General features: G+C 61.1%; 25 protein-coding genes and 1 pseudogene. 17 read left to right on the top strand and 9 right to left on the bottom strand.

Annotation, left to right across the window (positions count from 1 at the left end):
* Positions 1–64: 64 nt before the first annotated feature.
* The 12 genes from ROSERS_RS27000 (at position 65) to ROSERS_RS20410 (ending at position 9,164) form a co-directional block, all read left to right on the top strand.
* Entirely contained in the window at positions 65–1,156 is a 1,092-nt protein-coding gene (locus tag ROSERS_RS27000; RefSeq protein WP_232282693.1) for an ATP-binding protein, read from the top strand.
* Positions 1,157–1,215: 59 nt separating this feature from the next.
* Entirely contained in the window at positions 1,216–2,139 is a 924-nt protein-coding gene (locus ROSERS_RS26995) for a vWA domain-containing protein (protein WP_232282692.1), read from the top strand.
* A 55-nt stretch (positions 2,140–2,194) separates the two neighbouring features.
* On the top strand, positions 2,195–3,739 hold the full coding sequence (locus ROSERS_RS20440; RefSeq protein WP_011958658.1) for a S1 RNA-binding domain-containing protein: 1,545 nt from the start codon (positions 2,195–2,197) through the stop codon (positions 3,737–3,739).
* 341 nt (positions 3,740–4,080) lie between these two features.
* Positions 4,081–4,254, top strand: a complete 174-nt coding sequence (gene rpmH, locus ROSERS_RS20435) for a 50S ribosomal protein L34 (RefSeq protein WP_011958657.1) — start codon at positions 4,081–4,083, stop codon at positions 4,252–4,254.
* Between the two features lie 25 nt (positions 4,255–4,279).
* The gene (gene rnpA, locus ROSERS_RS20430) at positions 4,280–4,687 is read left to right on the top strand and encodes a ribonuclease P protein component (protein WP_232282691.1); all 408 of its coding nucleotides are present in this window, start codon (positions 4,280–4,282) and stop codon (positions 4,685–4,687) included.
* 86 nt (positions 4,688–4,773) lie between these two features.
* Positions 4,774–5,766: a YidC/Oxa1 family membrane protein insertase gene (locus tag ROSERS_RS20425; RefSeq protein WP_011958655.1), complete on the top strand. Its 993-nt coding sequence runs from the start codon at positions 4,774–4,776 to the stop codon at positions 5,764–5,766.
* Positions 5,767–5,823: 57 nt separating this feature from the next.
* Complete coding sequence (gene jag / locus ROSERS_RS20420) at positions 5,824–6,513, top strand: RNA-binding cell elongation regulator Jag/EloR (RefSeq protein ID WP_011958654.1); 690 nt, start codon at positions 5,824–5,826, stop codon at positions 6,511–6,513.
* A gap of 76 nt (positions 6,514–6,589) precedes the next feature.
* The gene (locus ROSERS_RS20415; protein WP_011958653.1) at positions 6,590–7,408 is read left to right on the top strand and encodes a PfkB family carbohydrate kinase; all 819 of its coding nucleotides are present in this window, start codon (positions 6,590–6,592) and stop codon (positions 7,406–7,408) included.
* A 38-nt stretch (positions 7,409–7,446) separates the two neighbouring features.
* Positions 7,447–7,578 carry a hypothetical protein gene (locus ROSERS_RS27210; protein WP_269626447.1) on the top strand — a complete coding sequence of 44 codons (132 nt, stop codon included), beginning with the start codon at positions 7,447–7,449 and terminating at the stop codon, positions 7,576–7,578.
* A gap of 60 nt (positions 7,579–7,638) precedes the next feature.
* Positions 7,639–7,767, top strand: coding sequence for a hypothetical protein (locus ROSERS_RS27205; RefSeq protein WP_269626445.1), 129 nt, complete (start codon positions 7,639–7,641; stop codon positions 7,765–7,767).
* Positions 7,764–7,937: a hypothetical protein gene (locus tag ROSERS_RS26255; protein WP_157041171.1), complete on the top strand. Its 174-nt coding sequence runs from the start codon at positions 7,764–7,766 to the stop codon at positions 7,935–7,937. Before ROSERS_RS27205 ends, ROSERS_RS26255 begins: the two co-directional genes overlap by 4 nt.
* Positions 7,938–8,696: 759 nt before the next feature.
* On the top strand, positions 8,697–9,164 hold the full coding sequence (locus ROSERS_RS20410; RefSeq protein WP_011958651.1) for a DUF3592 domain-containing protein: 468 nt from the start codon (positions 8,697–8,699) through the stop codon (positions 9,162–9,164).
* Between the two features lie 518 nt (positions 9,165–9,682).
* Here ROSERS_RS20410 and ROSERS_RS20405 read toward each other — a convergent pair.
* Positions 9,683–10,645 (bottom strand): LysR family transcriptional regulator, encoded by a 963-nt coding sequence (locus ROSERS_RS20405; RefSeq protein WP_011958650.1) that lies wholly within the window; start codon positions 10,643–10,645, stop codon positions 9,683–9,685.
* Positions 10,646–11,072: 427 nt separating this feature from the next.
* On the opposite strand from ROSERS_RS20405, the gene ROSERS_RS20400 reads away from it, so the two are divergent.
* From ROSERS_RS20400 to ROSERS_RS20390, 3 genes and pseudogenes are all read left to right on the top strand, one after another.
* A complete protein-coding gene (locus ROSERS_RS20400) occupies positions 11,073–11,756 on the top strand; it encodes a DUF1641 domain-containing protein (protein ID WP_011958649.1) in 684 nt (227 codons plus the stop codon).
* An 11-nt stretch (positions 11,757–11,767) separates the two neighbouring features.
* Positions 11,768–12,959 (top strand): annotated as a pseudogene (locus ROSERS_RS20395) (FAD/NAD(P)-binding oxidoreductase).
* An 18-nt stretch (positions 12,960–12,977) separates the two neighbouring features.
* Positions 12,978–14,447 carry an MBL fold metallo-hydrolase gene (locus tag ROSERS_RS20390; RefSeq protein ID WP_011958647.1) on the top strand — a complete coding sequence of 490 codons (1,470 nt, stop codon included), beginning with the start codon at positions 12,978–12,980 and terminating at the stop codon, positions 14,445–14,447.
* A 939-nt stretch (positions 14,448–15,386) separates the two neighbouring features.
* On the opposite strand, the gene ROSERS_RS20385 is transcribed toward ROSERS_RS20390, so the two are convergent.
* The 6 genes from ROSERS_RS20385 to ROSERS_RS20360 all read right to left on the bottom strand — a co-directional run bounded on the left by ROSERS_RS20385 (position 15,387) and on the right by ROSERS_RS20360 (position 21,872).
* Positions 15,387–16,199 carry an SH3 domain-containing protein gene (locus ROSERS_RS20385; RefSeq protein ID WP_011958646.1) on the bottom strand — a complete coding sequence of 271 codons (813 nt, stop codon included), beginning with the start codon at positions 16,197–16,199 and terminating at the stop codon, positions 15,387–15,389.
* Between the two features lie 348 nt (positions 16,200–16,547).
* Positions 16,548–17,765 (bottom strand): AmmeMemoRadiSam system protein B, encoded by a 1,218-nt coding sequence (gene amrB, locus ROSERS_RS20380; protein ID WP_011958645.1) that lies wholly within the window; start codon positions 17,763–17,765, stop codon positions 16,548–16,550.
* The gene (locus ROSERS_RS20375; RefSeq protein WP_011958644.1) at positions 17,749–18,942 is read right to left on the bottom strand and encodes a DegT/DnrJ/EryC1/StrS family aminotransferase; all 1,194 of its coding nucleotides are present in this window, start codon (positions 18,940–18,942) and stop codon (positions 17,749–17,751) included. Before ROSERS_RS20375 ends, amrB begins: the two co-directional genes overlap by 17 nt.
* 273 nt (positions 18,943–19,215) lie before the next feature.
* Positions 19,216–20,016, bottom strand: coding sequence for an SGNH/GDSL hydrolase family protein (locus tag ROSERS_RS20370; protein ID WP_011958643.1), 801 nt, complete (start codon positions 20,014–20,016; stop codon positions 19,216–19,218).
* A gap of 179 nt (positions 20,017–20,195) precedes the next feature.
* Positions 20,196–21,437 (bottom strand): MFS transporter, encoded by a 1,242-nt coding sequence (locus ROSERS_RS20365; protein ID WP_011958642.1) that lies wholly within the window; start codon positions 21,435–21,437, stop codon positions 20,196–20,198.
* Positions 21,438–21,872: a hypothetical protein gene (locus ROSERS_RS20360; RefSeq protein WP_011958641.1), complete on the bottom strand. Its 435-nt coding sequence runs from the start codon at positions 21,870–21,872 to the stop codon at positions 21,438–21,440.
* A 125-nt stretch (positions 21,873–21,997) separates the two neighbouring features.
* Here ROSERS_RS20360 and ROSERS_RS20355 point away from each other — a divergent pair, with 125 nt between their 5' ends.
* On the top strand, positions 21,998–22,720 hold the full coding sequence (locus ROSERS_RS20355; protein ID WP_011958640.1) for a PIG-L family deacetylase: 723 nt from the start codon (positions 21,998–22,000) through the stop codon (positions 22,718–22,720).
* Between the two features lie 72 nt (positions 22,721–22,792).
* A complete protein-coding gene (gene pdo / locus ROSERS_RS20350; RefSeq protein WP_011958639.1) occupies positions 22,793–23,452 on the top strand; it encodes a protein disulfide oxidoreductase in 660 nt (219 codons plus the stop codon).
* A 168-nt stretch (positions 23,453–23,620) separates the two neighbouring features.
* On the opposite strand, the gene ROSERS_RS26520 is transcribed toward pdo, so the two are convergent.
* Positions 23,621–24,088 (bottom strand): HNH endonuclease family protein, encoded by a 468-nt coding sequence (locus ROSERS_RS26520; protein ID WP_041334192.1) that lies wholly within the window; start codon positions 24,086–24,088, stop codon positions 23,621–23,623.
* On the bottom strand, positions 24,085–24,558 hold the full coding sequence (locus ROSERS_RS26515; RefSeq protein ID WP_041334189.1) for a DUF262 domain-containing protein: 474 nt from the start codon (positions 24,556–24,558) through the stop codon (positions 24,085–24,087). The genes ROSERS_RS26520 and ROSERS_RS26515 overlap by 4 nt, the downstream gene beginning before the upstream one ends.
* Positions 24,559–24,825 lie beyond the last annotated feature (267 nt).

Genomic DNA, 24,825 nt, shown 5'->3' with positions numbered 1-24,825 from the left:
GCACCGCGCTTCGGTCGATAACGACCGCAAGCGCATTGTGTTGCGCAAGCGATACGCATATCGAATGCCATCAGAACGTCCAATCTACCCGTTTAGCGCGCTGGTCGGTCAGGAACGTCTCAAACGCGCGCTCATCTTGAATGCGATCAACCCGCGGATCGGCGGCGTTCTGATCCGTGGTGAAAAGGGCACTGCGAAATCGACCGCAGTGCGCGGGCTTGCCCGCCTCCTGCCGCACATTACCGTCGTTGCCGATTGCCCGTACAGTTGTCCGCCGGATCGCCCGGCAATGATGTGTGAGACGTGTAGTGCGCGATTGCGCCGTGGCGAGGAGTTGCCGGTTGAAGAACGTCCAACGCGCCTGGTTGAGTTGCCGGTCGCCGCATCGGAAGATCGCGTGGTCGGTTCGCTCGACCTTGAGCATGCGTTGACCGAAGGGCAGCGCCGTTTTGAACCAGGATTGCTCGCCCAGGCGAATCGCGGGCTGCTGTATGTGGACGAAGTGAATCTGCTCGATGATCACCTGGTCGATGTGTTGCTCGATGCTGCTGCAATGGGGGTCAACACGGTCGAACGCGAGGGCATCAGCGTCTCGCATCCGGCGCGCTTCATTCTGGTTGGCACCATGAACCCCGAAGAGGGGGAATTGCGCCCGCAGCTGCTCGACCGTTTCGGGTTGGTGGTCGAAATCAGCGGGCTGACCGATATTGCCGGGCGGGTGGAGGTCATCGAGCGTCGTCTGGCGTATGAGAGCGACCCCGACGCCTTTGTGACGCAGTGGCAGCATGAAGAAGATGCGCTGGCGCAACGTATCATTGCGGCGCGCGCCCTGCTGCCGGCAGTCACAATCTCGCGCGGCGATATGGCGGCGGTGGCGGCGCTGGCGCTCGAATTGGGCGTCGATGGACATCGCGCCGATCTTGCGATCCTTGAAACGGCACGCACGCACGCTGCCTGGGCGGGGCGCACCCGTCTGACGGTCGAGGATATCCGATTGGCGGCGGAACTGGCGCTGCCTCACCGGATGCGCCGCCAACCGTTTACCGAGGTCAAACTCGACGAAGCGCGCGTCGGGCAGATCCTGGAGCGTGTGAAGGGCGAGATGGGCGATGAAGCGCCATCCGCCGGGAACGTAAAAAAAAAGTTGACAGCCTGAACAACGGTCAACCGGATGGCGAGCGTCGGTCTGGCGAGGAGAGCGATGCACCACCTGCAATGCCTGCATCGACCGATGCTGACGCTGCTTCCGGTGGCGGTGACAGGGGGCAGGGCGGCAAGACATTCGCAAACGACCCGATGTTCCAGCCGCACAGGATCGAAGGCGCACGCGACCGATTGCAGCGCCGGTCGCCCGGCAGGCGTACACGCACCCGTACAACACGCAAGCAGGGACGCTACATCACCAGTCGTCCGGCGGATCGCATTACCGACCTGGCGCTGGATGCAACCCTGCGCCAGGCGGCGCCACATCAACGTCGTCGGCGGGAGGAGCGCAGCGCTGCGGAGCGCAAACGACGCATTATTGTCCATCGGAGCGACCTGCGCCAGAAGGTGCGGGTGCGGAAGACGCGCAACGCGGTCTGTTTCGTGGTCGATGCCAGCTGGAGCATGGCGGCGGAAGAGCGGATGCGCGCAACCAAAGCGGCAGTCCTGTCACTGTTGCGCGATGCCTATCAGCGGCGCGACCGGGTCGGTCTGGTCTCGTTCCAGCGTGATTATGCCACGCTGCTGCTGCCGCTGACCAACAGCGTCGAACTGGCGCAGCGCCGGTTGCAGCAGATGCCGACCGGCGGCAAAACGCCGCTCTCGCGCGGTCTGTTGATGGGGTACGAAGTGCTGGAGCGTGCGCGCCGTCAGGACCCGGAAGTGATGCCGCTGCTGGTGTTGCTGACCGATGGGCAGGCGAATGTAGCGATGGGCGACCTGCCGCCGCAGGCGGAAAGTTATGCGCTCGCCGATTTCATTGCAGCTCAGTCGATACCGGCGGTCGTGATCGATACCGAGCATCCGATCTTCGAGCGCGGGCTGGCGCGCCAGCTGGCGCATCACCTGAAGGGCAGGTACTACCGGCTCGAAGATGTGCAGGAACGCGGTCTCGCCGATCTGGTTCGAGCGGAGTTACGTGACCACGCGCGATAGTGTGTGGTTGAGATAAGGTAAAGTACAGGCAACTAAACCAGGAGGACGGTTGGTCATGACCGATCAGGAGCGCCCCGTCGAAGAGCGAAATGAACTGCCGGGGGATCTGCCGGCTGCTGCACCAGGCGTGGCAGTGGTTGAGGCAGAAGCGCCTCCTCAGCAGCAAGCAATAGAATCGCCATCGCCCCCGACCGCCGAAACGACAGGTGACGCCGGGGGGCGCAAAGCGGACGGAGGTGTCGCGTCATCGCCCCCAACTGCCGAAACAGCAGGTGACGCCGGGGGGCATGCAGCGGATGAAGGCGTCGCATCGTCTGACGGCAGCGAAGGGGAGGAGACCGATCACGCTGACGCCTCGCCGGTGACGGACGACGCCGGGTCTGCAAGCGCGGCGGCGCCTCCCGCCGAAGAAGCGAGTTATCAGGCGCCGGCTGAGGAAACTCCGGGGCGACCACGACGGGTGAAAGACCTGGCGCCGGGTATGGAACTGGAAGGACGGGTGACGTCTATTGCATTGTATGGCATTTTTGTGGATATTGGCGTCGGGCGAGACGGTCTGGTGCATATTTCAGAAATGAGCGATACGCGGATCGAGTCACCCAGCGACCTGGTCAAGATTGGCGATACGGTCAAAGTACGGGTCAAAAGTGTTGAACCCGACGGGCGCCGTATCAGTCTGACGATGCGCACAAAAGAGCGCAGCGCCGAACCGCGCAGCGGCCGCGGCAAGAAGAAGCCGGAAGTCGATTACGAGAAGCTGGCTGCGCTGCGAGTCGGTGACAATGTTGAAGGGACGGTGACCGGGATGGCGCCGTTTGGCGTGTTCGTCGATATCGGCGTCGGCAAAGACGGTCTGGTGCATGTCTCGGAGCTGGCGGAAGGGCGTGTCGAAAAGGCGGAAGATGTGGTTCAGGTCGGGCAGACCTACACCTTCAAGGTGCTGGAAGTCGATGCAGCCGGCGCGCGGATCAGCCTGAGCCTGCGGCGGGCGCAGCGCGGGCAGAAACTCCAGCAACTGGAGAAGGGGCAGATTCTGGAAGGGACAATCAGCGGTCTGGCGCCGTTTGGTGCGTTCGTCGATATTGGCGTCGGGCGCGACGGTCTGGTGCACATCTCTGAACTGTCGAACACGCACGTGGCGCGGGTGGAGGATGTCGTCAAGGTTGGCGACAGGGTGCAGGTGCGGGTGCTCGACGTCGATCCGCAGAGCAAGCGCATCAGCCTGAGTCTGCGGTTGGAGGATACGCCGCGTGAGTTGCCGCCCCGCGAGGAACGTCCCCGCGAGGAGCGTCCCCGCGAGGAACGTCCCCGTGAGGAGCGTCCACGCGGGGAGCGTCCACGTGGGGAAGGGCGTCCGCCGCGTGAAGAACGCCAGTCGCGGCGCACTGGGGAACGCCTGCCTGAAACATACCGCTCGGCTGATAATGAAGACGATTTCAGCGGGAATGCAACCATCGAGGATTTGATGTCGAAGTTCGGCGGATCACGGCGCAACGAACGCCGTCGTCGCCAGGAAGATGACGATGATATGGACGATCGTCACCTTCGCCGTCAGCGCGATGCCATCCGGCGCACGTTGCAGCAACTCGATGATGAGTAGGATTCTTGAGTCCGCTGCAAATAAGGGCAGGTCACCGCTGCGGTGCAGCGTTTGCAGCGGCGACTTTCATCGCGAGTCACGCACCCGCATGCTGCGCCGTGCATCCATCATGGTTCGTTTGGAGAGTTCTCTGTGCCCTCGGCGTCTCAGCGGTGCGTGTTTGCAGCGAAGTCATTCTTGACATGCCATTTCCTGAGCGGGTATAATTGCCAGGACCGGCGCGGCATTGCCGCGCCGGTCAAGTGTTGCGCCGCATGCTGCGCGGCAGTAGCGTATGACAGGAAATGCGGTATGCCTGATCGATGCGCATACTGCGGTTGTATTGTGTGAGGTTGATACCGATGCCCAAACGAACATGGCAACCCAAACGCATTCCGCGCCGCCGAAAGCACGGCTTTCTGGCGCGCATGGCAACCAAAGATGGTCGTGCAGTGCTCCGCCGCCGCCGCTTGCAGGGGCGCTACCGCCTGACTGTCAGCGATGAGCGTCGTCAGATCCGTCGCGGGCATCGGTAGTCCCGTCGATCTGTGGGCAGCGGGTATGACCCCGTCTCTCCAAATCACTCGCCCACAGCCTGTGATGAAACGCGCCTATCGCCTTCGCACGCCGGAACAGTATCAGCGGGTACGCCGCGATGGTCGCACCTGGGACGCGGGGATGCTGATGCTTAATGCCGCTCCAAACCGGCGTCGCCTGTCACGCTGCGGTTTCGTGACGCCCAAACGACTGGGGGGCGCAGTGACACGCAACCGGATCCGTCGTCGGGTGCGTGAAGCGGTGCGCCTCCTGTATCCGCAGATCGTTCCAGGCTGGGATATTGTCTTCATCGCACGCTCACCCGCGCTTGCAGAGATAGCCTTTCCGCAACTCCAGGCGCTGGTGCAGCAGGCGCTTCAGCGCGCTGGCGTGTTGCAGGCGTCCGATAGCGGTCAGTCCGACATGGGATGACATGCGCGCCCACTACTGACAGACCTTCAAAAATGCGCTAGAATACACACGTTACGTGCAGTTGCGTGTGGTAAGGATACATCGCTATGCCGATCTGGCTTGCATTCGTCGAATTCCTTCAGCAGGTGCTGCTGACCTTCTATCGCTGGACGGGCAGCGCCGGGTTTGCCATCATTCTGTTCACGATTGTTGCGCGCATCGTCATTCTGCCGCTGACGATTAAGTCGCTCCAGTCGTCGCGCAAAATGCAGGAACTGCAGCCGCATATGAAGGAGCTGCAGCGCAAGTATGGCAAAGATCCCCAGAAACTCCAGGAAGAGACCATGCGTCTCTACCGCGAGTATAAGGTCAACCCGGTCGGCGGGTGTTTGCCGATGCTGCTGCAACTGCCTATCTTCCTGGGAGTTTATCAGGCAGTCATCAACCTGACGCGCGTCTCGCCCGCCGAACATGCCGGCAGCGCCATGCTGCGCGTGCTCAATGAGCAGGGGATTGCAGTGGGTGTCGCCAGTGCAACCCTCGGTCAACCGCAACTGGCGGGCAGTTTCCTCTGGTTGCCCGACCTGGGGAAGACCGACCCGTACTACATCCTGCCGATCCTGTCGGTCATCTTTCAACTCATTGTGCAGTTGATGGCGACGCCGCGGGTGCAGGATCCGCAACAGAAGGCGATGATGCAGTCGATGCTGATCCTGCCGATTGTGTTCGGGTATATTGGGTTCATCTTCCCAAGTGGCGCCGTGCTCTACTGGGTGGTCGGCAGCATCCTGTCGATCATTCAGCAGTACGTTATTTCTGGTTGGGGATCGCTCGCCAATTATCTCAAGTTCCTGCCAACCGACGGCGGTCTCTTTCCGCCTGTTCCGCCGCCGTCGGTGCAGGCGGCAGCGTCCTCAACCGGCAGTGGAAGCGCATCTGCGACAGATGAGCCAGCGCAAAAAGTCGACTTTTGGGAAGTTCTCCGTCCGCTGACCGAGCCGCGCAGCGGGGCAGGTGAGTCACCAGCGCAATCGACTGAAAGCGCTGCACCATCGGAGGTGCGACAGGCGGCGCCGCGACGCCGGAGAGTGCGCAAATAGTATTCGATCCGTCGGATCGCATTGGCGCGCGGATGCCATACTCCAACCGAGGGTTCCATGAAACGTATCGAAATCAGCGCACGCACAGTAGCGGAAGCAATTCGTCTCGCCCTGGCGCAACTTGGCAAAGATCGCGATGAGGTGGCTATCGAGGTGCTCGAACCGGGCGGCAATGGCGATGAGGCGCTCGTGCGCGTGACCGTCGTCGAAGACGAAGCCGATGAGGCGCCGGCAGCGTCGCGTGGAGCGTCAACCGGTCCGGTTGATCAGATCGCCCGCCAGATTCTGGAGGACATTCTTGAACGCATGGATATCCATGCCTACGTCACGGCGGTCGTCAGCACTGTTCCCGATCAGCACGGTGAACCTGAAGAAACGATTACGCTCCACATCGAGGGCGCCGATGAGGAGGCGATGAGCCTGCTCATCGGGCGGCGCGGCGAGACGCTGCGGTCGCTGCAATTCATGGTCAATCTCCTGGTCAGTCGTCGGGTGCAAAAATGGCCGCAGATCGTTGTTGATGTGGGGAATTATCGTCAGCGTCGCCAGGAGTCGCTCGAAGGGCTGGCGCGGCGCATGGCGGAACGGGTGCGACAGAGTGGACGCCCGTTGATGCTCGAACCAATGGGCGCTTATGAGCGACGTATTGTTCATCTTGCGCTGCGTTCCGACCCGACGGTGTATACCGAGAGCAGTGGCGAGGGGGAGAACCGCAAGGTTGTGATCTATCCGGCAAAACGGTCGTGACAGTGACACGGTAGCGAGGAGCGGGAGCGAGCGCCGGTTTCAGCGCCGGTTGCGCTTTCCCGCTTTTTTTCTTTCCATGCAAACGCCAGACTATCTCCTGATCGGGCATATGACCCGCGACCTGCTGCCTGATGGCGGGTTTGCGCCGGGTGGCACCGCGCTCTACGCCGCCCTCACGGCGCATCGGTTGGGGCGGCGGGTGGGTGTCGTCTCGGCGCAGGCGACGATCCCCGGCGATTGGGATGGCGGTATCGAGGTGGCGTTCGTTCCGACGATGGAAACGCCGGTGTTCGAGAATCGCTACACCCCGCAGGGGCGAGTGCAGACGCTGCACGCCGTCTCCAGCGTGCTGACGATCGAGCACGTGCCGCCTGCCTGGCGTGCGGCGCGCATTGTGCATCTTGCGCCGATCCTGGCGGAGACTCCCGAACCACTGGTGGATGCGTTCCCTGGTGCGCTCCTGGGCATGACGCCGCAGGGCATGATGCGCGCCTGGCGTGCGCCGCTTCCGGCGCGCATTACGTACCGACCCTGGACGCCGTCGCCGCGTCTGCTCGAGCGGATCGATGCGTTGATCATGAGCATCGAAGATCTCCAGTTCGACGAGGAACGCGCACGCGCCTATGCGCGCCACTGCCGGCTGGTGGCGCTGACCCGCGGCGCGGCAGGGGCGACGCTGTTTCTCAATGGTCAGCCGCACCACATCGAGGCGTGCCCGGCGATTGAGCGCGATCCAACCGGCGCCGGTGATGTTTTCGCCGCTGCGCTGCTGGTGCGCCTGGATGAAACCGGCGATCCACTCGAAGCGGCGCATTTCGCCGCATGCATCGCCGCACGGAGCGTCGAAGGGGTCGGACCGGGCGCGATCCCCTGGCGGAAGGAGATTGACCGATGAGGGGTGTTGCGGGGTCCTTGCAGACGATGAGTCCACCTATGCGCGAGGTTCTCACCACCACCGCGAACGCGACGGCGTGGATGGGTGGGTTGATCCGGCGTCGATCCACAGTGAGCGGCGTGGGGTTTGTCCAGGTTTGGGCGCCGTCGTGCTACAATGGAATGCAGTAGTATTGCGAGATGCAAAAAGGGCGTGTTGTGGGCAAGGGTGTTTTGGATTGATTGGTCGTTGTGTCCAAATTTGCGTCAACCGACGATCATAAGCTGGCAGCACTGGTGGCAGCAGTCGAAGTCGAGATCAATGAGGGTAAAGTAGTGCCAATGTTCGACGAACAGGGGAACTTCATCGAACATTCATGAAATCGCAAACCACCCTCTCATTCTGGCAACATTACCAGGCTTTGCCGCCAAAAATCTGCCAGCGGGCACGGCAGGTTTACAAAGCCGCCCAACATATGCTGCCAACCGACCGCTTCGCTCACTTCGCCGGCTCGCGGCTGAAGTGCGGGCTGATGAAGATTGAGAAATAAATCCGCTATACTGTGCTGGCCGTGGGGCTGAAGCCCTCGGCTAGCCAGGGCGAAGCCCGCCTGCGCGGGCTATAGCGGAATAATTACTCAAAGACCCCCCCGCCCCCCGCGTGCGCTCTCAAGGGCAGCGTTCTTGGGCGCGATGCGCGGTTTGCTGCATTCCCGCGCGCTTTTGCCCCTCATCCCCCCTGCCCCCTTCTCCCACGCGGGGAGAAGGGGGAGTCTGGGCGTCCTGCTGCCTGAAACGGGAGATGGCACACAGGGGCGTGCCAAAACATCTACCCCCTTCTTCCACAAGGGGAGAAGGGAGGGTTGGGCGTCCTGAAGCCCAAAACGAGAGAAGGAACGCAGGGGCTTCTCAAACAACCTGTTCCTGAAGGGATTTCACACTGTGCCGATGGACAGCCAGCGCTGCCACAACACCGGCCAATCACAGCACTGCGCCAGCGCGATCCCGACGCTCCACCTCGCCAGCACACACCATCGCGGCGCGCTCGAGCTGCGGATCTGCGTTGACACGTATTCCTGCCATTGCGATAATAATCCAGGAAGGAGGAGCGGCATCGGTTCTCCTGCCGACGATTGGTAGCGGAGCCGCATCGGAGCAGAAGCCGGTTGTATCTTCAACAACGCCTGACACCGATGCCTGAGCGCCCGACAAATGAGAGCGCCGCCGCGCCCCGCCCTTACCGGTTTCTTCCGCAGGCTTTTCTTGTGTGAGCGCCAGATGCCGCTGTACCACAGCACGGAGGAAAGCAATTGAACGCGAAAGCACGCTCTACCAATCGCATCCGCGATCTTCTGGTCAGACTGGTTGTGCTTGTCATTGGATCAGGTTTCCTGTTCCTGGGAACGTATGTGTATAACTCGACCCAGAACCAGATCGCCGCAATGCTTCTAACGGAGGGCAGGGTAGTCGACTTTATCGCACGTACTGAAACCTCAGATGACGATAACGAAGAAGAAACGATCTACTACCCGGTCGTGGAGTTTCGCACGTTCAGAGGAGACGTTATTCGCTTCGAGGGCAGGTCTGGCGGCAATCCGCCGATACACCGCATCGGTGATGTCGTCAAGGTACGTTACGACCCGCAAACGCCACAGCTGGCATTGATCGATTCGTGGGAAGCATGGGTGGTACCATATGCCTTACTTGGATTTGGAGGCTTTTTTACGATGCTCGGCGCTATGGGCTTTATCTACACGCTGGCAGCGATGCTGAAATAGCCCGGCATTCTCCTGCTGCGGCGGAGACGATCGTAGCACGTTCTTATGCCAGATCTGGATGCCATCTCGCATCTATAGCAGTTCCCATAGAGGTTGAGTCAATTAGATGAGGTTGAACGCTCCCAGAATCGCGCCCCCCACACGGCGACCGAAATGAATTTCGGTCTACTCTCTATTCCCCCAGCATCCTGCCTGAATTGCCAGGGTGCGCGGGTTTCCAGCCCACATCGGGCACGACTGGCGGGCTGCTCGCCAGAGCCAGGGTGCGCGGGCTTTCAGCCCGCATTCGACGCAACCGGCGGGCTGCTCAACCAGGAAGAGGCGATGGACGCCACTCCGGGGCCCGCATGATGATGTGGTTTTCTGCATTCCCGCGCCTTTTGCCCCTCATCCCCCCTGCCCCTTCTCTCACACAGGGAGAAGGAGGTTTTTAGCGTCCTGATGCCTGAAACGTGAGATGGCACGCAGGGGCAAAACATCTATTCCTGTGAGCGGGGCGCCCCGATGCCGGTTTCCCACTATCGCCCAAGTGTTCTATTCGCCCTCAAATGACGCCTGGAGATGGTGAGCGCAGCGTGAATTGCAGGATACTGATCGGTCAGGTGCTGCAAAAAGGCGTAGGTGATCGGTGAGAGGGGCCACTCTTTGTTCCAGATCAGTTTCAACTGACGCTGCAACTCGCAATCGGTCAGCGGCAACAGACGCAGCACCCCCAGGTCTACTTCGTGACGCACCACATAGGCGGGCAGGATGGCAAATGCGCTTCCCGCAAGGAGCGCGCGTTTGATCGTCTCCGGATTGTCGAACTCACCCACGTATCGCAGGCGAATATGGCGCTCCTTCAGCAGTTTATCGAGCCACGCCCGACTCTGGCTGCCGATCTGCCGCAGGATCACCGGCTGATCATGGAGCGCCTGAATGCTCAGCGATGAGACCGTCCACCACGGGTGCGCCTGACCGACGACAATGTACTGCTGCACTGTATCCAGCACCAGCGCCCCGAAGCGCGACGGCAGACGAATGCCGTCCAGTTCGCCTTCGATAAAACTCGCCTCGCACTGGCTTTCGGTCAGGAGATTGATCACCTCAGCAGTCGTACCCGTCTTGATCGACACCGTAAACTGAGGATAACGGACGCGGAACTGTTCCACACACTCCGGCAGCACATAAATGCCAACGCCAGGCGTTGCCGCCAGCGCCAGACTGCCGCTGCTCAATTGTGACACATTGGTGATCGCCAGTTTCGCCTCTGCCACTAACCTGAAGATCTCCTGCGCATACTGGAGGAGCGTTTCTCCGGCGGGAGTGAGCGTAACTCCCCGATGCTTTCGGATCAGCAATTGTTCGCCAAATCCGGCTTCCAGATCCTGAATATGCTGGCTCACGTTCGGCTGTGACATCAGGAAATGGTCGGCTGCCTTACTGATGCTCCCTGCCTGTGCCACATAGACAAAGAGTTCGAGTTTCTGCAATGTCAACATGGGCTACCTGACGAAATACGAAGCTGCGGAGAAGAGAAAGGCGCGCCTCGTCGTTGAAGGTAAGGATGCGTTGCGGCGCACGCATACGCGGCAATCCGCGCGATAGTCGTTGCACAGGCAAATCATAACTTTAACCTATGCAAACAATAATAAGAAAAGTATACCAGAGATAGCGCCCGTTCTGTATACTAAACACGCTGCTCTCCGCACAGAATGCCAGACATAGAACGATGAACACAGACAACGGCGAGGCGATCCGGCGAACGAAGACGATCAGAACCCGGCGCCGTCAGAACCTGTCGCCCTTGCGACGATGACGGCATCGCGCGCCCGGCGGACACCTGCGTGTCAGAGTGTCGCCGGTGCGCTGCACTGCAACCGGCGAGGCTGCTGGCCTCACCAGACCATGCAAAGGAGCACCGGAGCGATGAAAACCCTGACCAGCCACACACAACGCGCTACAGCGCCGTCGGGCAACGGTCATACCTCGACACCGAATGGCGAGGGAACGACTGAGTTGCTCACACTCATCCTGGACCGACTTGAACGTATGGAGCAACGCTTCGACCACTACGAAGCGCTCGTTCAGCAGACGTTGCCCATGGTGGGCATGATGACCGACACCGTCGATGGATGGATGCACGAGTTGACGCGATCCGGTATCAATATCGACGAGCGGACGAAAGAGACGCTCCGGCTCCTCGCCGAACTGACTGCGCCGCAATCGATGGAGACGCTCCATACGCTGGTGGAGATGCTGCCCACGTTGGGTGCGCTTGTCCGGCAGGCGCCGGGCGCTGTCGCCGCAATGGTGGACACCGGCGACGAACTGGTGATGCGTCTGCGTGAAGCGGGCATCGATATCGAGCATTTGGGACGAAGAGGATTGCACGCGGCAAAGGCGCTGATCGACTCGAACGTCCTCGAAGACGCGGCAGTTGCAGTTATCAGCAACGCTGCCCAATCGCTGGAAGAGAGCGTCTGTACTGCTCGACCCACTTCGCTCTTTGGGTTGATTCGCGCTATGGGCGATCCGGACGTCCAGCGCGCCCTCGGCTTTTTCCTTGCTTTTGCGAAGTCGTTTGGAAGCCGTTGCAAAACCAGTGTCTGAGGAGGTCCCCGATGCCATCCCATTACCCCATCGTGATTGCTGGCGGCGGCACAGCAGGATTGACCGTCGCCGCCCACCTGGTCAGTGCGATTGACCCATCCCGGATTGCCCTTATCGAGCCGAGCGCGCACCATTTCTACCAGCCGCTCTGGACACTCGTTCGGTGGCGGGGTTTTCCCCAAGGAAGAGTCGATGCGTCAGGAAGCGGACTACATTCCGGCTGGCGTGACGTGGATCCAGGAGTACGTCACTGCGTTTGATCCGGATCAGAACCAGGTCGTTCTCAAGAATGGCGACACCATCACCTACGATTACCTGGTGGCGGCGCTCGGCATCCAGATCGATTGGGACAGAGTGAAGGGCTTGCGCGAGGCGCTGGCGGAGCGCAACGGCGTGTGCAGCAACTACTCCTACGAAACGGTGGATCGCACCTGGGACAACATTCGCTCGTTCAGGGGAGGCGTTGCGGTCTTCACCCAACCATCGACGCCAATCAAGTGCGGCGGCGCGCCCCAGAAGATCGCATACCTCGCCGATGATCACTTCCGCCGCGCTGGCGTGCGCAACAAAAGCACTATCAAGTTCTACTCCGGAACCGGCGGCATCTTCTCGGTCAAAAAATATGCCGACGCCCTCTCTGCCGTATGCCGCCGCAAAGGGATCGAAACGCACTTCCAGCACGAGCTGGTCGAGATCGATCATCGCCGGAAGGAAGCGGTCTTCCAGAATCTGGCGAGCGGCGATCACACCGTAGTGCGCTATGATATGATCCACGTCACGCCGCCGATGAGCAGCCCGGATGTTATCAAGCAGAGCAAACTCGCCGCTTCGACCGGTTGGGTCGAGGTTGATCAATTCTCGTTGCAGCACGTGCGTTATCCCAATGTTTTCGCGCTTGGCGATTGCAGCAACCTGCCAACATCGAAGACTGGCGCTGCTATTCGCAAACAGGCGCCGGTGCTGGTGGAAAATCTGCTCGCAGCAATGGATGGGCGACCACTCGAGGCTGTCTACGATGGATACACCTCCTGCCCGCTGGTGACCGGCTATGGCAGCCTGATCCTTGCCGAGTTCGACTACCAGTTGACGCCGAAGGAGTCGTTCCCGTTCGATCAGTCGAAGGAACGCTATAGCATGTATGCGCTGAAAGCCTATGGTTTACCGGCTATGTATTGGAACGGCATGCTGCGCGGGCGCATGTGAGACATCAAGGAGGATGCCATGATCTTTCGTCAGTTCCTCAACGAGTCGATCTCGGCGGCGTCGTACCTGATCGGGTGCATTCAAAGCGGCGAGTGTGCGATCGTCGATCCGGGGTTGCCGCCTGAAGAGTATCTGGTAGCAGCCGCCGACCGGGGACTCCGCATTACCGCGATTATCGAGACGCACTTCCACGCCGATTATTTTTCGACCGGGCGGGCGCTGGCGGCATTGACCGGCGCGCTGATCTATGCGCCGAGCCGCGACGACATTGAGAACGACATCACCGGCGCTTCAGTCCACTACCCGCACACGCGCGTGCGCGACGGCGATGAGATCCGGATCGGCAACATTATTATCCGGGCGATCCATACGCCGGGGCATACACCAGAGCATATGGCGTATGCGGTGATCGATACACCGCGCGCCAGTGAACCCTGGATGGTGTTGACCGGCGACTCGCTGTTCATCAACGATGTGGCGCGCACCGACCTGGTGAACCTGCCGCTTGCAGGACCGGAGGTGATCTACACCAGCATTCAGCGGTTGCTCGAACTGCCCGACTACTGCGAGATCTATCCGGCGCACTACGGCGGCTCGGCGTGCGGCGGCAAGCAGATGAGCGGCAAGCCGGTCAGCACCATCGGGTTCGAGCGTCGCTTCAACTGGATGTTGCAGGCGCGCGATGTGCACGAGTTCATATCTCTCAGCGGCGTTGTGCCGCGTGAAGCGGTCGAGTCGGTCCTGATCCACCGCAATACGAATCGTGGTGTGTTGCCTCTTCCTGAGGAGATTGCGACCGGTGATCGGCGTCACCGTCTTCGCCAGTTTACCGAAGTTCCGGCGCTCTCGCTCCAGCAGGCATTCGAGGCGGCGCAGCGCGGCGCATTCATTGTCGATCTACGACCGGCGCTTGCATTCGCCGCAGGGCATCCAGCCGGTGCGATCAATCTCATGTTCAACAAGAGTAACCTGGTGGAGCGCGCCAGAAAACTGTTTGCTCCTGATGACTCGCTGATCATTATCGGTGATATTCCGCTGATTGCGCAGGAAGCGGCGCAGATGCTGGTTGAGGAAGGAATAACCGTCGCCGGGTATGTTCAGGAACCGGTCAGCGCCTGGCTGTCGAGCGGGTTGCCAGTCGAACAGATTGCAACTGGCGATCTGGACACGCTCCATCGCTACGTCCAAGACCACAATGCGGTCATCCTGGACGTGCGTGAGCCGTTCGAGTGGGAAAAAGGCGTAATTCCGAACGGCAGCACCGACGTCCGCCTGATTGCGCTGAGCGAGATCAAACAGCGCTGGCGTGAACTGCCCGCCGATCGCACTATCGTGGCAGTGTGTGAGAGCGGCACACGCGCCAGCGCTGTCGTCAGTTTCCTGAAACGGTTGGGGTATTCCGATCTTGTCAACATCGCTCCCCAGGGAATGAGCGACTACTCCAAAAAGTACGAAACGGTTCGTCCGGAATTGACGGCGACGATCTGATCACATCCTGAAGCCTTTCTCTCACTCCATTCCCCCTCTCCAGCAGTGCTCGAGAGGGGGAATGTTCGTCGTTCCGATACTCGAAACAGTGATGCGACTCGGTGTGCTAAGACGTGAAAGCCCGGCGGGCTTGTCTATCGGCGAACGGGATGCGCCCCCTGAAGCCCGCGCAGGCGGGCTTCCTGCCTGCCAGCCGCGACTTCAGTCGCCCGGCGGCCAGCTCGCCCGTATTCCTACGGCGCACCGCCGGGCGGGGTCGGCAGGATGATGTCGGGGTTGACCGGAACCTGAGCCGCAGTTTCAGGCGGTACGCTCAGAAGCGCAGCGCTCACCCATCCAGCCGCCCCACGCGCGGAAGCCCGGCGGGCTTATCTATCGGCGAACGGGATGCGCCCCCTGAAGCCCGCGCAGGCGGGCTTCCTGCCTGCCAGCCGCGACTTCAGTCGCCCGGCGGCCTCAGGAGCGCGGCGCTCACCCATCCAGCCGCCCCACGCGCGGAAGCCCGGCGGGCTTATCTATCGGCGAACGGAATGCGCCCCCTGAAGCCCGCGCAGGCGGGCTTCCTGCCTGCCAGCCGCGACTTCAGTCGCCCGGCTGAGCCGCAGTTTCAGGCGGTACGCTTAGAAGCGCAGCGCTCACCCATCCAGCCGCCCCACGCGCGGAAGCCCGGCGGGCTTGCATATCGGCGAACGGGATGCGCCCCCTAAAGCTCGCGCAGGCGGGCTTCCTGCCTGCCAGCCGCGACTTCAGTCGCCCGGCTGAGCCGCAGTTTCAGGCGGTACGCTTAGAAGCGCAGCGCTCACCCATCCAGCCGCCCCACGCGCGGAAGCCCGGCGGGCTTATCTATCGGCGAACGGGATGCGCCCCCTGAAGCCCGCGCAGGCGGGCTTCCTGCCTGCCAGCCGCGACTTCAGTCGCCAGGCGGCCTCGCCCGTATTCCTACGGCGCACCGCCGGGCGGGGTTGGCAGGATGATGTCGGGGTTGACCGGAACCTGAGCCGCAGTTTCAGGCGGTACGCTCAGAAGCGCAGCGCTCACCCAACCGGCCACCCCGCGTACCGTCAGCACCAGATACCAGCGTCCATTGTCGCTGCGTCCAAGAAGCTGCACCTCTTCACCCTGGTTCACCCGATCAACGGGTGACGCGCTCACATTCGGATCGGCGCGCACATTGCCAGGATTTGTCACCGTGCCACGCAGCGACGACACGATCGGCACCGGCGGGTAGGTGGGGGTCGCCGTGGAGGTTGGTGATACATCGGGGGTTGGCGGGGAAACAGGCGTCATAGTCGGCGTCGGGCTTGGCGTTGGTGTGGCAGTTGGCGGCGCTGCGGTCGGCAATCCAGGGATCGGCGACGGTTGCAGATAGAGCGGCTCTTCCGTCGGACCAGCGGTGGCAGTGGGCATCATGTCGGTCGCCATCGGCGAAGGCAGGGGTGTGACGGTGTCCGCAACAGGTTCGGCGACTGTCGGCGAGAGTTGCGCTGCAACCGGCGTTGCTTCGGCGGTGGGCGTCGTTTCCGGCGAGGGTTGCGCTGCAACCGGCGTTGCTTCGGCGGTGGGCGTCGTTTCCGGCGAGGGTTGCGCTGCAACCGGCGTCACCTCGATGGCAGGCGTGTCGGTCAGGGGAAGAGTCGGTAGTGGTTCAACCGTAGGGAGCGCGCCGCCGATCCCCGGCAGCGGCAACCCGGCACATCCCGTCAACGCCAGGAGAAGAGCAGAGATCCAGATAATGGGTCGTATGTTCCGCATCGATCTTGTTTTCAAGAACCAAGAACTAAGAACCAAGAACTAAGAACCAAGAACTAAGAACCAAGAACTAAGAACCGAGAACCGAGAACTGAGAACCGGGAACTGAGAACCAGGAACCGGGAACCGAGAACCAAGAACTGAGAACCAAGAACTGAGAACCAAGAACTGCGAACCAAGAACTGAGAACCAAGGACTGAGAACCAAGGACTGAGAACCGAGAACCGGGAACTGAGAACCGGGAACCAGGAACTGATTTTCCACCTGTACCATACAACGCGCAATGCCTGCCAAACCCGCAACTTTCAACCCGCAACCTTCCAACCTCTAACCTTCCAACCTTCAACCCTCTCACCCAAACACCATCCCGCAGATCGACACAACTGATGTTCCCTCGTCATCAGCCGGGCACTGCGCATAGCCCGCCAGTTCACCTTCGACCGCGCCCATCAACCGAAGCGCCACATAGGTCGGCGGCAACCCGCAGATATTCTGACGATCGCCCGTATCGGCGATGACCCGGAAGAAACCGGCGGCATCACCGGCGCGCATGCGGTCGATCACCTGTTCATCCGAGCGACGGAGCGCCGCTTTATCGGACTCGCTCAGCGGCGCGCCGCCGAATGCCGGACCGACGTGCGACATATCGCCGGAGATCACCACCAGCGTGCGGCGTGTATCCATAACCTGTCGCAGTGCTGTCATCAACGCTTCGAGACGCCGATCGGTCGCCGGGTCTTCGCCGCCGATGTAGCGCGCGAAGGAACCGACAAGAATGGGAATGACCGGGCAGGGCGGATTGCCGCGCACATACTGCAACCATACCGCCGCCAGTTCGAGCGAATGTTCGACACGATGGTATAACTCGCCCGCAAACGCTGCCTCTTCACCGAGCGCATGCGCCAGCGCGTCAACGATTGCAGCATCGGTCGGCAACACACCAAACGGAGTTGCATAGCGCTGGCGTGTGAGCGTGATCGGTTCAGGGCTGTAGTGATCCGTGCCGATCAGGATCACAATCTCGGCGGCGCGCACCATCTCTGCTGCCCGCTGCCAGACCTGCGCATACACCCGCCCGCCACGTTCATAGTCGATGTGCGGACTGAGCACGCCGCGACCGGTCGGCGGCGCTGGCGTCACCTGACCAACCGCAGCGACATAGCCATCGAGCAGGCGCCGGAGGTCCGCCGGATTGGCGGGGTACGACTGTCCGGCGAGCGCCGGTTGGCGAAACGGCGCGGCGCGATAGGCAGCCAGCGCGCGCGCCTGCGCCGTCTTGAAGCGCAGGTTATCCAACAGCAACGCCTCGTCGAGCGCATCGACCAGATTGTTCACCAGCGACACATCGACCGGCAGACCAAAGACAGAGCGCAACTTACCGGCAATCGCCGCACGGTTGTGCTTTCCATCGCAGAACAACAGCGCCGGACCGAGACCGTGTGAGATCACCAGGAAGCGATCCGAAATCTGGAGCGGATCGCGCAGCAACAGCGACGGTTGACCGTCGTGCATCACCTGGCGAATATCGATGGCGCGCAGTTTCGGATACTGATCAGAGGGAAGCAGCATAGTGCAGTTCATCCCGATGATCGCGGATTTTGATCACCGCAGCGACGACATCTTCCATCTCGTGCGGATCGGCAAGCAGCAGCCACTGCGGCAGCCAGATCGCCTCACGACACGCCTGTTCGGCATTCGGGCAATGAGTGGCGCGCGCAAACTCCGCTCCCAGCGATTGTTGCCGGTAGAGCGGAAAGGGATACCCCGTCGAACACGGAATACCCTCGGCTTCCAGCGCCTGTTCGAACAGATCGCGCGGCACGCCAAAGGCATGTTCATCGTAGCGCACCATGTACAGATGAAAGGCGTGCCGGTCCGCGCGTTCGTCCCAGCGCATCGGCTGAATGCCCTCAACTTCGGCGAAGAACGCATTCAGACGGCGCGCACATGCCATGCGCCGGTCGGTCTGTTCATCGAGACGCTCCAGTTGCGCCAGGAGCACAGCCGCCTGCCAGGCAGACAGACGCATATTCGTGCCCAGATTCGGGTGCTCATACCAGGCGCCGCCAATCGCGCGCCCCTGGTTGACCCGGCTGCGGATGGCATCGGCGAGCGCCCGGTTGTTCGTTGTCAGCGCCCCACCCTCGCCAGCGGTCATATTCTTGCTGCTCTGGAAACTGAACGAACCGACATCGCCAAGCGATCCGCACATCCGACCGCGCCAGGATGCGCCGTGCGCGTGGGCGGCATCCTCGATCAGGATCAGACCGTGACGCTGCGCCAGCGCCGTCAGGCGATCCATATCCGCCGCCTGACCGGCGAAGTGGACCGGAATGATCGCCCGTGTGCGCGAGGTTATTGCAGCTTCCGCCGCAGCCGGATCGAGATTGTAGGTATCCGCCTCGATATCGGCAAAGACCGGCGTTGCGCCGACCAGACGCACCGCTGATGCTGTGGCGATGAAGGTGTACGGCGGCACGATCACCTCATCGCCGCGACCGATGCCGACCGCCATGAGCGCCGCTACGAGGGTCTGCGTACCGTTGACAGCCGCAATGCCGAAGGTGGCGCCGTGGTGCTGCGCGAACGCGCGCTCGAACTCCTCAACCACCGGCGCGAACCCGCCCCAATCGTCGCTGCGGAGCACATCGAGCACTCGCTGCTCTTCCCGCGCATCCCACTGCGGCCAGCGGGGCCAGGGACGGGTGCGCACCGGTGCGCCTCCGTTGATTGCAAGTTTCGCCATACCGCCCTTCCAGATACCGTCAGAATGCGATGAAACGCCAGTGCAAAGTAGCATAGCAACAACGAATTGTCAATAGACTTTATCAGTACGCTTTCGTTGTGCGGGAGCGCAGCGTGTGGTATGATTGCGAGGAAGCGCAGCGATCGACGCAAATCTTTCCGTGCGCATGCAATCATTGCGCAGGAGATCGCCTCATTCCTGGCGGAGCGCACAATGACAGGCGAAGGCAGCGCCTTCGCCTGTCCATCACCTTACGCCCCTATCTGGCAACGCTTACGAGCACGACACGGGTATGGCTATGGCTGGTTCGTACCCCAGCGCCCGTAGCTGACCGGCAATGACCGCATGACCGGCTGCATTCGGGTGATAGCCATCGAATGAGAGGTACAGTGCTGGCTGCCGGGGAGCGTCATAACTGCCATTGAATGCTGCGTAGACATTGGCGACTCTGACACCGCATCCGGTCGCACGAATGATGTCGTTCGTCTGCCGGAGATAAGGCAGCAACACCGGGAGACGACCGCTGGCAGCGTCCTGGGCAACAAACGGGTAGTACAGATCCATCGTGCGATAGACTGTCGGGCGCCCGCCGCGCAACGTCGCAATCTCACGCACAATAGCGCGCCAGTTGCTCCTGAAGGTTGTCACTGCCTCACGCAGGCACTCCTGGTTGTCCAGACCGCCGCACGTACCGGCGATGTACCGATCGCGGGCGCGCAACAGGTCATTCCCGCCGATGTCCCACGTCACCACCTGCGCCGACATGACTGACAGACGAAATGTCCAGCGATTGCGCAGCGCATTCAACAGGTCGCTGCTCGTCCATCCAGGCACGCTGAGATTGATCAACGAAACGGTCGCGCCGGTGTCGGCAGCCAGTGCTGCCCCATACCGATACACGTACCCTCCACGACTGAAATCCCATAGTCCGAACCCGAGCGAGTTGCCAAGCGCAACATACGTGATCCGGGGTGATGAGGCAGTCGTGGTCGCCTGTGCGGGAGTCGTCGGCATGAACATCGTGAGAGCGACGACCACGAGCAGCAACAGAACCATGCGAGCAACGGGTCTCATCAGTCCCTCCTTTCGATTGAGGCGACGTCGAGGAGGCGAGGCAGTGATGCGAAGAGGAATGCGCCCATTTCTATCATAGTATGGATCATCCTGGTGTGATCTTACGGTTTTGTCATCGACGGAACGACCGATATGCTTACAAAGGCGCAAAGACGAATTCGAGCGTCAAACGTGCAACATCACCGCAACGCCCGAATTTGCGGCACGGCGACAAAAATCGCTCCTGCGACACCCAGCACCGCCAGCGCCCCACTGATCACTGCCGCCGGTTCTCCCACCCGCTCGGCAACCACCCCGACCCACAACGCCCCTACCGGCATCATGCCGAAGAAAACCATGCTGTACACCGCCATCACCCGACCGCGCAACGCATCAGGGGTCAACGTCTGCACCAGCGCATTCGCCAGATTCATGATCAGGATGACCGCCAGACCGGAAGCGACCAGGATCGCCAGAGTCAGCCACAACCGGTTGGTGAAGGTCATCAGGATCAGCAGGAGTGGAAAGGCGAACGTGCCGACCGTGAGCAGGCGCCCTTTGAACTGAAAGCGACCAAGCGATGCAATCAGCAACGCGCCCATCAGCGCGCCCAGACCGCGCGCCGATTGCAACAGCCCGGTCGTTGTTGCGTCGCCGCCTAAAATGCGCACCGCCCACGCCGGGAAGAGGGTCGCAAACGAAATACCGAAGCAACTCGTCGCCCCAACCAGCACGATCAGCGTCCGCACCACCGGCTCGTGCAGGATGTAACTCAGACCCTCCCGGAGATCGCGCCACGCGGAGGCATTGCGCGGCGCAACCGGACCAGACGCGATTCGCATCCGCCAGAGTGCGCCGATGACCGCCAGAAACGAGATACCGTTGAGCATGAAACACCACGCCGGTCCGACCAGGTTGTACATGACGCCCGCCATTGCCGGTCCGGTCGTGGTCGCCAGGTTGAACATTGTCGCATTGAGTGCAATACCGTTCGTCAGATCCTCCTTATCGACCAGTTCGCGCACGAACGCCAGGCGCGCCGGGGCGTCGAAGGCGTTGGCGACCCCCAGCAACAGCGACAGAACGATAATGTGCCAGGGTTGAACAATGCCGCTGAAGACCAGCCCTGCCAGAATGAACGCCAGCGCCATCTGCGCTATCTGCGTCACAATCAGGAGCGTCCGCCGCGGCACACGGTCGGCAACCACGCCGCCATACAGGGTCAACGCCCAGGCGGGCACGCCAGCAGCAAAGCCGACGTATCCCAGGTACGCCGGCGAACCGGTCAACTGGAACACCAGGAATCCCTGGGCAGTGGTCTGCATCCAGGAGCCGAAGAGCGACACCATCTGACCAAAGAACCAGAGACGATAGTTACGGTAGCGTAACGCCGCGAACGTCCTTGCGGCAAATGTGCTGCGCTGCAACGATGGAATGGTCATTTATTGCGGAAAGATGCTCAGATCGTTCTTCAGTGTCAGGGCAGGACGGTATGGTTCGATCATCTCAGCCGGTATGCCGAGACCTTCTATCAGCATATGGTAGCGCTCGCGTACTGCGGAGCTTGCGCCTGCCGCCAGCGTCGCATCGAGCAAATTCAGCGCCAGGCAGCGGCGTTGCGCGTGGTTGAGCCGTTCACGCGCTTCGCGCAGAAAATCATCGAGCGGAACATGCCTCAATGAGCGCTCGACCCGTTCGATCAGATCGTTGTCCAGCGCCAGTCCACGACCGGCATCCGGCACAAAACGCATCAGCGCGCCTGTACTGTCGTAGATGCTCGTCGCGCCGTGCAGGTGTGCAAGCGCCGCCACAAACGCCGCACCGGGGGTCAGCGCGCCAGGCGGATACGCTGCATCCAGTTCCGACCACGCACCCATCGCCGAACCTCCTTTCCGTTCACTCCTCCCGGACAGGAAGCGCCATTATACCACGCTGTAACCATTGCACCTTGCGCTGCATCGTACCTTAACCAGACAGGGCATTCACAGGAAAGGGGCGAGCCATGTCATACGATGTCATGGTCATCTCCGCACACCCCGACGATGCAGAAGTGCAGATGGGAGGCACGATTGCGCTGCTCACCGGACAGGGGAAACGGGTGTTGCTGGTGGATCTCTGCGACGGCGAACCGAGCGATTTTGCGCTGCCGGGAGTGCGTGTCGATCAGGCGCGACGGGCGGCAGCGCATCTGGGGGCGGATCGCATCTTTCTCGACGGGCAGGATCGACTGATCACCGACACGCTTCACCTGCGGTTCGAAGTCGCCCGCCTGATCCGCATCCATCGTCCGTCACTCGTCTTTGCCACAACCGACGCCTGCATCCACCCTGATCACGCTGCCGTTGGGAGTCTGGTCAGCGCAGCCGTCTTCTATGCGCGTCTCGATCACTGGGAGCGTGTGCCGGGTGGTGACGTGCTCGGCGATACGGCGCCGTGGGCAATTGATCGACTCTTCTACCCGCACTGCAAGATGGAACCGCCGTGGGGGCGCGACTTCGCCTTTGCAGTGGATGTCAGCGCCACCTACGACCGCAAACGCGCTGCGCTGGCGGAGTACGGTTCGATCTTCAAGGTCGAAGGGCATGACCGGTTGTTGACTCTCTACGAAGCGGAAGACGCCTACATCGGCAGACTTTTCGGCGTGGCGTATGCCGAGGCGTTCAAGAGTCACAGCCCATTGCTCGTTTCCAGCCCAACCGTGTTCCTGCCAGCGTTGCACGGGTGATGTAACGTTTCCTGCGCCCGTTGCATCATACCCGCAGAACAAATCGGCATCTATAAAAAGGAGACAGGCATCATGGCGCTCTTGAACGATAAAGATCGGAAGATCGTGCGCGAGCAGCTGGACGAAGGATTGAAGCGACCGGTGACGATGGCGTTTTTCAGCAGCAAGAACAACTGCGAACTGTGCGATGTCACCAGCGAGCTGGTGGAAGAAGTCGCCAGCATTCACCCGCTGCTGCGCGTAGCGACCTATGATCTGGAGGCGGACGCTGCGCGCGCGGCGGAACTGGGGGTCGATAAGGCGCCGGCGATTGTTGTGCTTGGCGGCGAGGATCAGCAGAACTACGGCGTGCGGTTCTACGGCATTCCCAGCGGCTACGAATTCGTGACCCTGCTCGAAGCCCTGCGCATGGTCGGCAGCGACTCGGTGGAACTGCAAGCGGCGACGCGCGCGTTCCTGAACGAACTGAAGCAACCGATGCACCTCCAGGTCTTTGTCACACCTGGCTGCCCCTACTGCCCGCGCGCTGGCGTGCTGGCGCACCGCCTGGCGTATGCCAGCCCGCTGATCACCGCCGATGTCATCGAGGTCACCGAGTTCCCGGAACTCGGCGAGCGCTACGAAGTGATGGGAGTTCCCCGCACTGTCATCGACGATGTGGTGCACATCGAAGGCGCGGCGCCGGAAGGGATGCTGCTCGGCAAACTGCGCGAGGCGCTGGCGGCAGCGTAATCCTGCGACTCATCTGGCACGCTCCCCTCATCCCCACTTGCCCCCTTCTCCCACACGTGGAGAAGGGGGAGTTTGGGCGTCCTGATGGACGAAACGGGAGATGGCACGCAGGGGCGTGCCAGAAAATCTATCCCTGTGAACATTCCCCTGCCCCCTTCCGCCACACTTTCAATCCCCTGCTGCGTCGATGCGCCAGATTTCGACCGCCTTCCGCGCCATCTCTTTCTGACGACGTTCGAGCAGGGCTGGTGTCCACTCTTCAGGGGCCATATCGGGAATCTGACGAGTCAGCGTACAGGCGCTCTGGCTGTACACGGCACGCTTTTCGTGATAGGGCGCATTCCCCACCCGACGGTTGTCCGAGGGGGCAAGGAGCGTCAGATTGCCGAGGCGGTAAACAGCCGCTTCCCACTGCGTGTGCGGAAACGATGATTCCCATTCCTGGGTTGGATTTTCGGGCAAAATATGCTCGATTGACGCCGGATCGGTTTCAGGATCGCAAAACCGACCTGATAGCTGACTTTCGAGTCTGGTCAGGATATATTTGACGATCTTCTTTCGTTGTCCACCGGTGGGAATGGCAAGAGTGGCAAAATCGTTCTGGAATTTCTGATCGGCGACATAGATTGGCTTCAAAAGGGTAAAGATGTCGGATGGCGTCGTTGCCCGATGTTCAGTGGATTGTCGGTCTCGTTAAGCGTCAGCCGACTGCTCTCAATCAGTGAGGCTGGATCACGCTCGCCAATGAACCGATTGCGCAGCTCGCGCATGCGTTCGCGATTGCGATCCGGATCGATCCCCTGGTGCACGCGCTCGTTGAGCAGGGCAATGATGGCCAGCGCCAGAATACTCAGGGTGGCCATGCGTTGTTGACCATCAATAATCAGCAGATCGCGATCACTCTCCTCCTGAACAACCAGCGCACCCATGTAGTGGCAGCTGTCGGGCTTGTTGTGCAGGTCGATAATATCGTTCCAGAGATCGTCCCACTGCTCCTCATTCCACGAATAGTCGCGCTGGTACGGCGGCACGCGGTAGCGTTTCCCGTTACCGATCAGTTCAAGATAACTGATCGTGCGTGTGTTCAACATTGTGCCCAGGCTCATAGGGTGATCCTGTCGGTTATCCTGATGTGAAAACAGGCTGGGAAGGCTGGAAGCGCGGGCATCTTGCCTGTGTAGACGCGACAAGTGTGGGCCGCCCGCGCTCCCGGTCCGTTTTCATCGGGCGTTGTAGAATGTGTCCTGAGATGAAAAACATTTGTAGCGGCATGGCGGCGCTGCGCCCTTGCCTTCATCTTGCGCCGCTGCGTTTCATGGCAGCGCAACGCACCCTGGGTATACAAACGTCTTCGCCCTTCGCGTCACAGGCGG

Source organism: Roseiflexus sp. RS-1 (genome assembly GCF_000016665.1).
Lineage (GTDB): Bacteria > Chloroflexota > Chloroflexia > Chloroflexales > Roseiflexaceae > Roseiflexus.
The sequence above is the reverse complement of the archived record's forward strand: the minus strand, read 5'-3'. Positions and strand labels throughout refer to the sequence as shown.

Coding starts and splice junctions, on each gene's coding strand:
- jag (WP_011958654.1), top strand. CDS start 5,824: ATGAAACGTATCGAAATCAGCGCACGCACAGTAGCGGAAGCAATTCGT.
- ROSERS_RS20405 (WP_011958650.1), bottom strand. CDS start 10,645: ATGTTGACATTGCAGAAACTCGAACTCTTTGTCTATGTGGCACAGGCA.
- rnpA (WP_232282691.1), top strand. CDS start 4,280: ATGACCCCGTCTCTCCAAATCACTCGCCCACAGCCTGTGATGAAACGC.
- amrB (WP_011958645.1), bottom strand. CDS start 17,765: ATGCTGCTTCCCTCTGATCAGTATCCGAAACTGCGCGCCATCGATATT.
- ROSERS_RS27210 (WP_269626447.1), top strand. CDS start 7,447: ATGCGCGAGGTTCTCACCACCACCGCGAACGCGACGGCGTGGATGGGT.
- ROSERS_RS20400 (WP_011958649.1), top strand. CDS start 11,073: ATGAAAACCCTGACCAGCCACACACAACGCGCTACAGCGCCGTCGGGC.
- ROSERS_RS20390 (WP_011958647.1), top strand. CDS start 12,978: ATGATCTTTCGTCAGTTCCTCAACGAGTCGATCTCGGCGGCGTCGTAC.
- ROSERS_RS26255 (WP_157041171.1), top strand. CDS start 7,764: ATGAAATCGCAAACCACCCTCTCATTCTGGCAACATTACCAGGCTTTG.
- ROSERS_RS20365 (WP_011958642.1), bottom strand. CDS start 21,437: ATGACCATTCCATCGTTGCAGCGCAGCACATTTGCCGCAAGGACGTTC.
- pdo (WP_011958639.1), top strand. CDS start 22,793: ATGGCGCTCTTGAACGATAAAGATCGGAAGATCGTGCGCGAGCAGCTG.
- ROSERS_RS26995 (WP_232282692.1), top strand. CDS start 1,216: ATGCCTGCATCGACCGATGCTGACGCTGCTTCCGGTGGCGGTGACAGG.
- ROSERS_RS20385 (WP_011958646.1), bottom strand. CDS start 16,199: ATGCGGAACATACGACCCATTATCTGGATCTCTGCTCTTCTCCTGGCG.
- ROSERS_RS20355 (WP_011958640.1), top strand. CDS start 21,998: ATGTCATACGATGTCATGGTCATCTCCGCACACCCCGACGATGCAGAA.
- ROSERS_RS27000 (WP_232282693.1), top strand. CDS start 65: ATGCCATCAGAACGTCCAATCTACCCGTTTAGCGCGCTGGTCGGTCAG.
- ROSERS_RS20415 (WP_011958653.1), top strand. CDS start 6,590: ATGCAAACGCCAGACTATCTCCTGATCGGGCATATGACCCGCGACCTG.
- ROSERS_RS20370 (WP_011958643.1), bottom strand. CDS start 20,016: ATGAGACCCGTTGCTCGCATGGTTCTGTTGCTGCTCGTGGTCGTCGCT.
- ROSERS_RS20375 (WP_011958644.1), bottom strand. CDS start 18,942: ATGGCGAAACTTGCAATCAACGGAGGCGCACCGGTGCGCACCCGTCCC.
- rpmH (WP_011958657.1), top strand. CDS start 4,081: ATGCCCAAACGAACATGGCAACCCAAACGCATTCCGCGCCGCCGAAAG.
- ROSERS_RS20360 (WP_011958641.1), bottom strand. CDS start 21,872: ATGGGTGCGTGGTCGGAACTGGATGCAGCGTATCCGCCTGGCGCGCTG.
- ROSERS_RS20425 (WP_011958655.1), top strand. CDS start 4,774: ATGCCGATCTGGCTTGCATTCGTCGAATTCCTTCAGCAGGTGCTGCTG.
- ROSERS_RS26515 (WP_041334189.1), bottom strand. CDS start 24,558: ATGAGCCTGGGCACAATGTTGAACACACGCACGATCAGTTATCTTGAA.
- ROSERS_RS20440 (WP_011958658.1), top strand. CDS start 2,195: ATGACCGATCAGGAGCGCCCCGTCGAAGAGCGAAATGAACTGCCGGGG.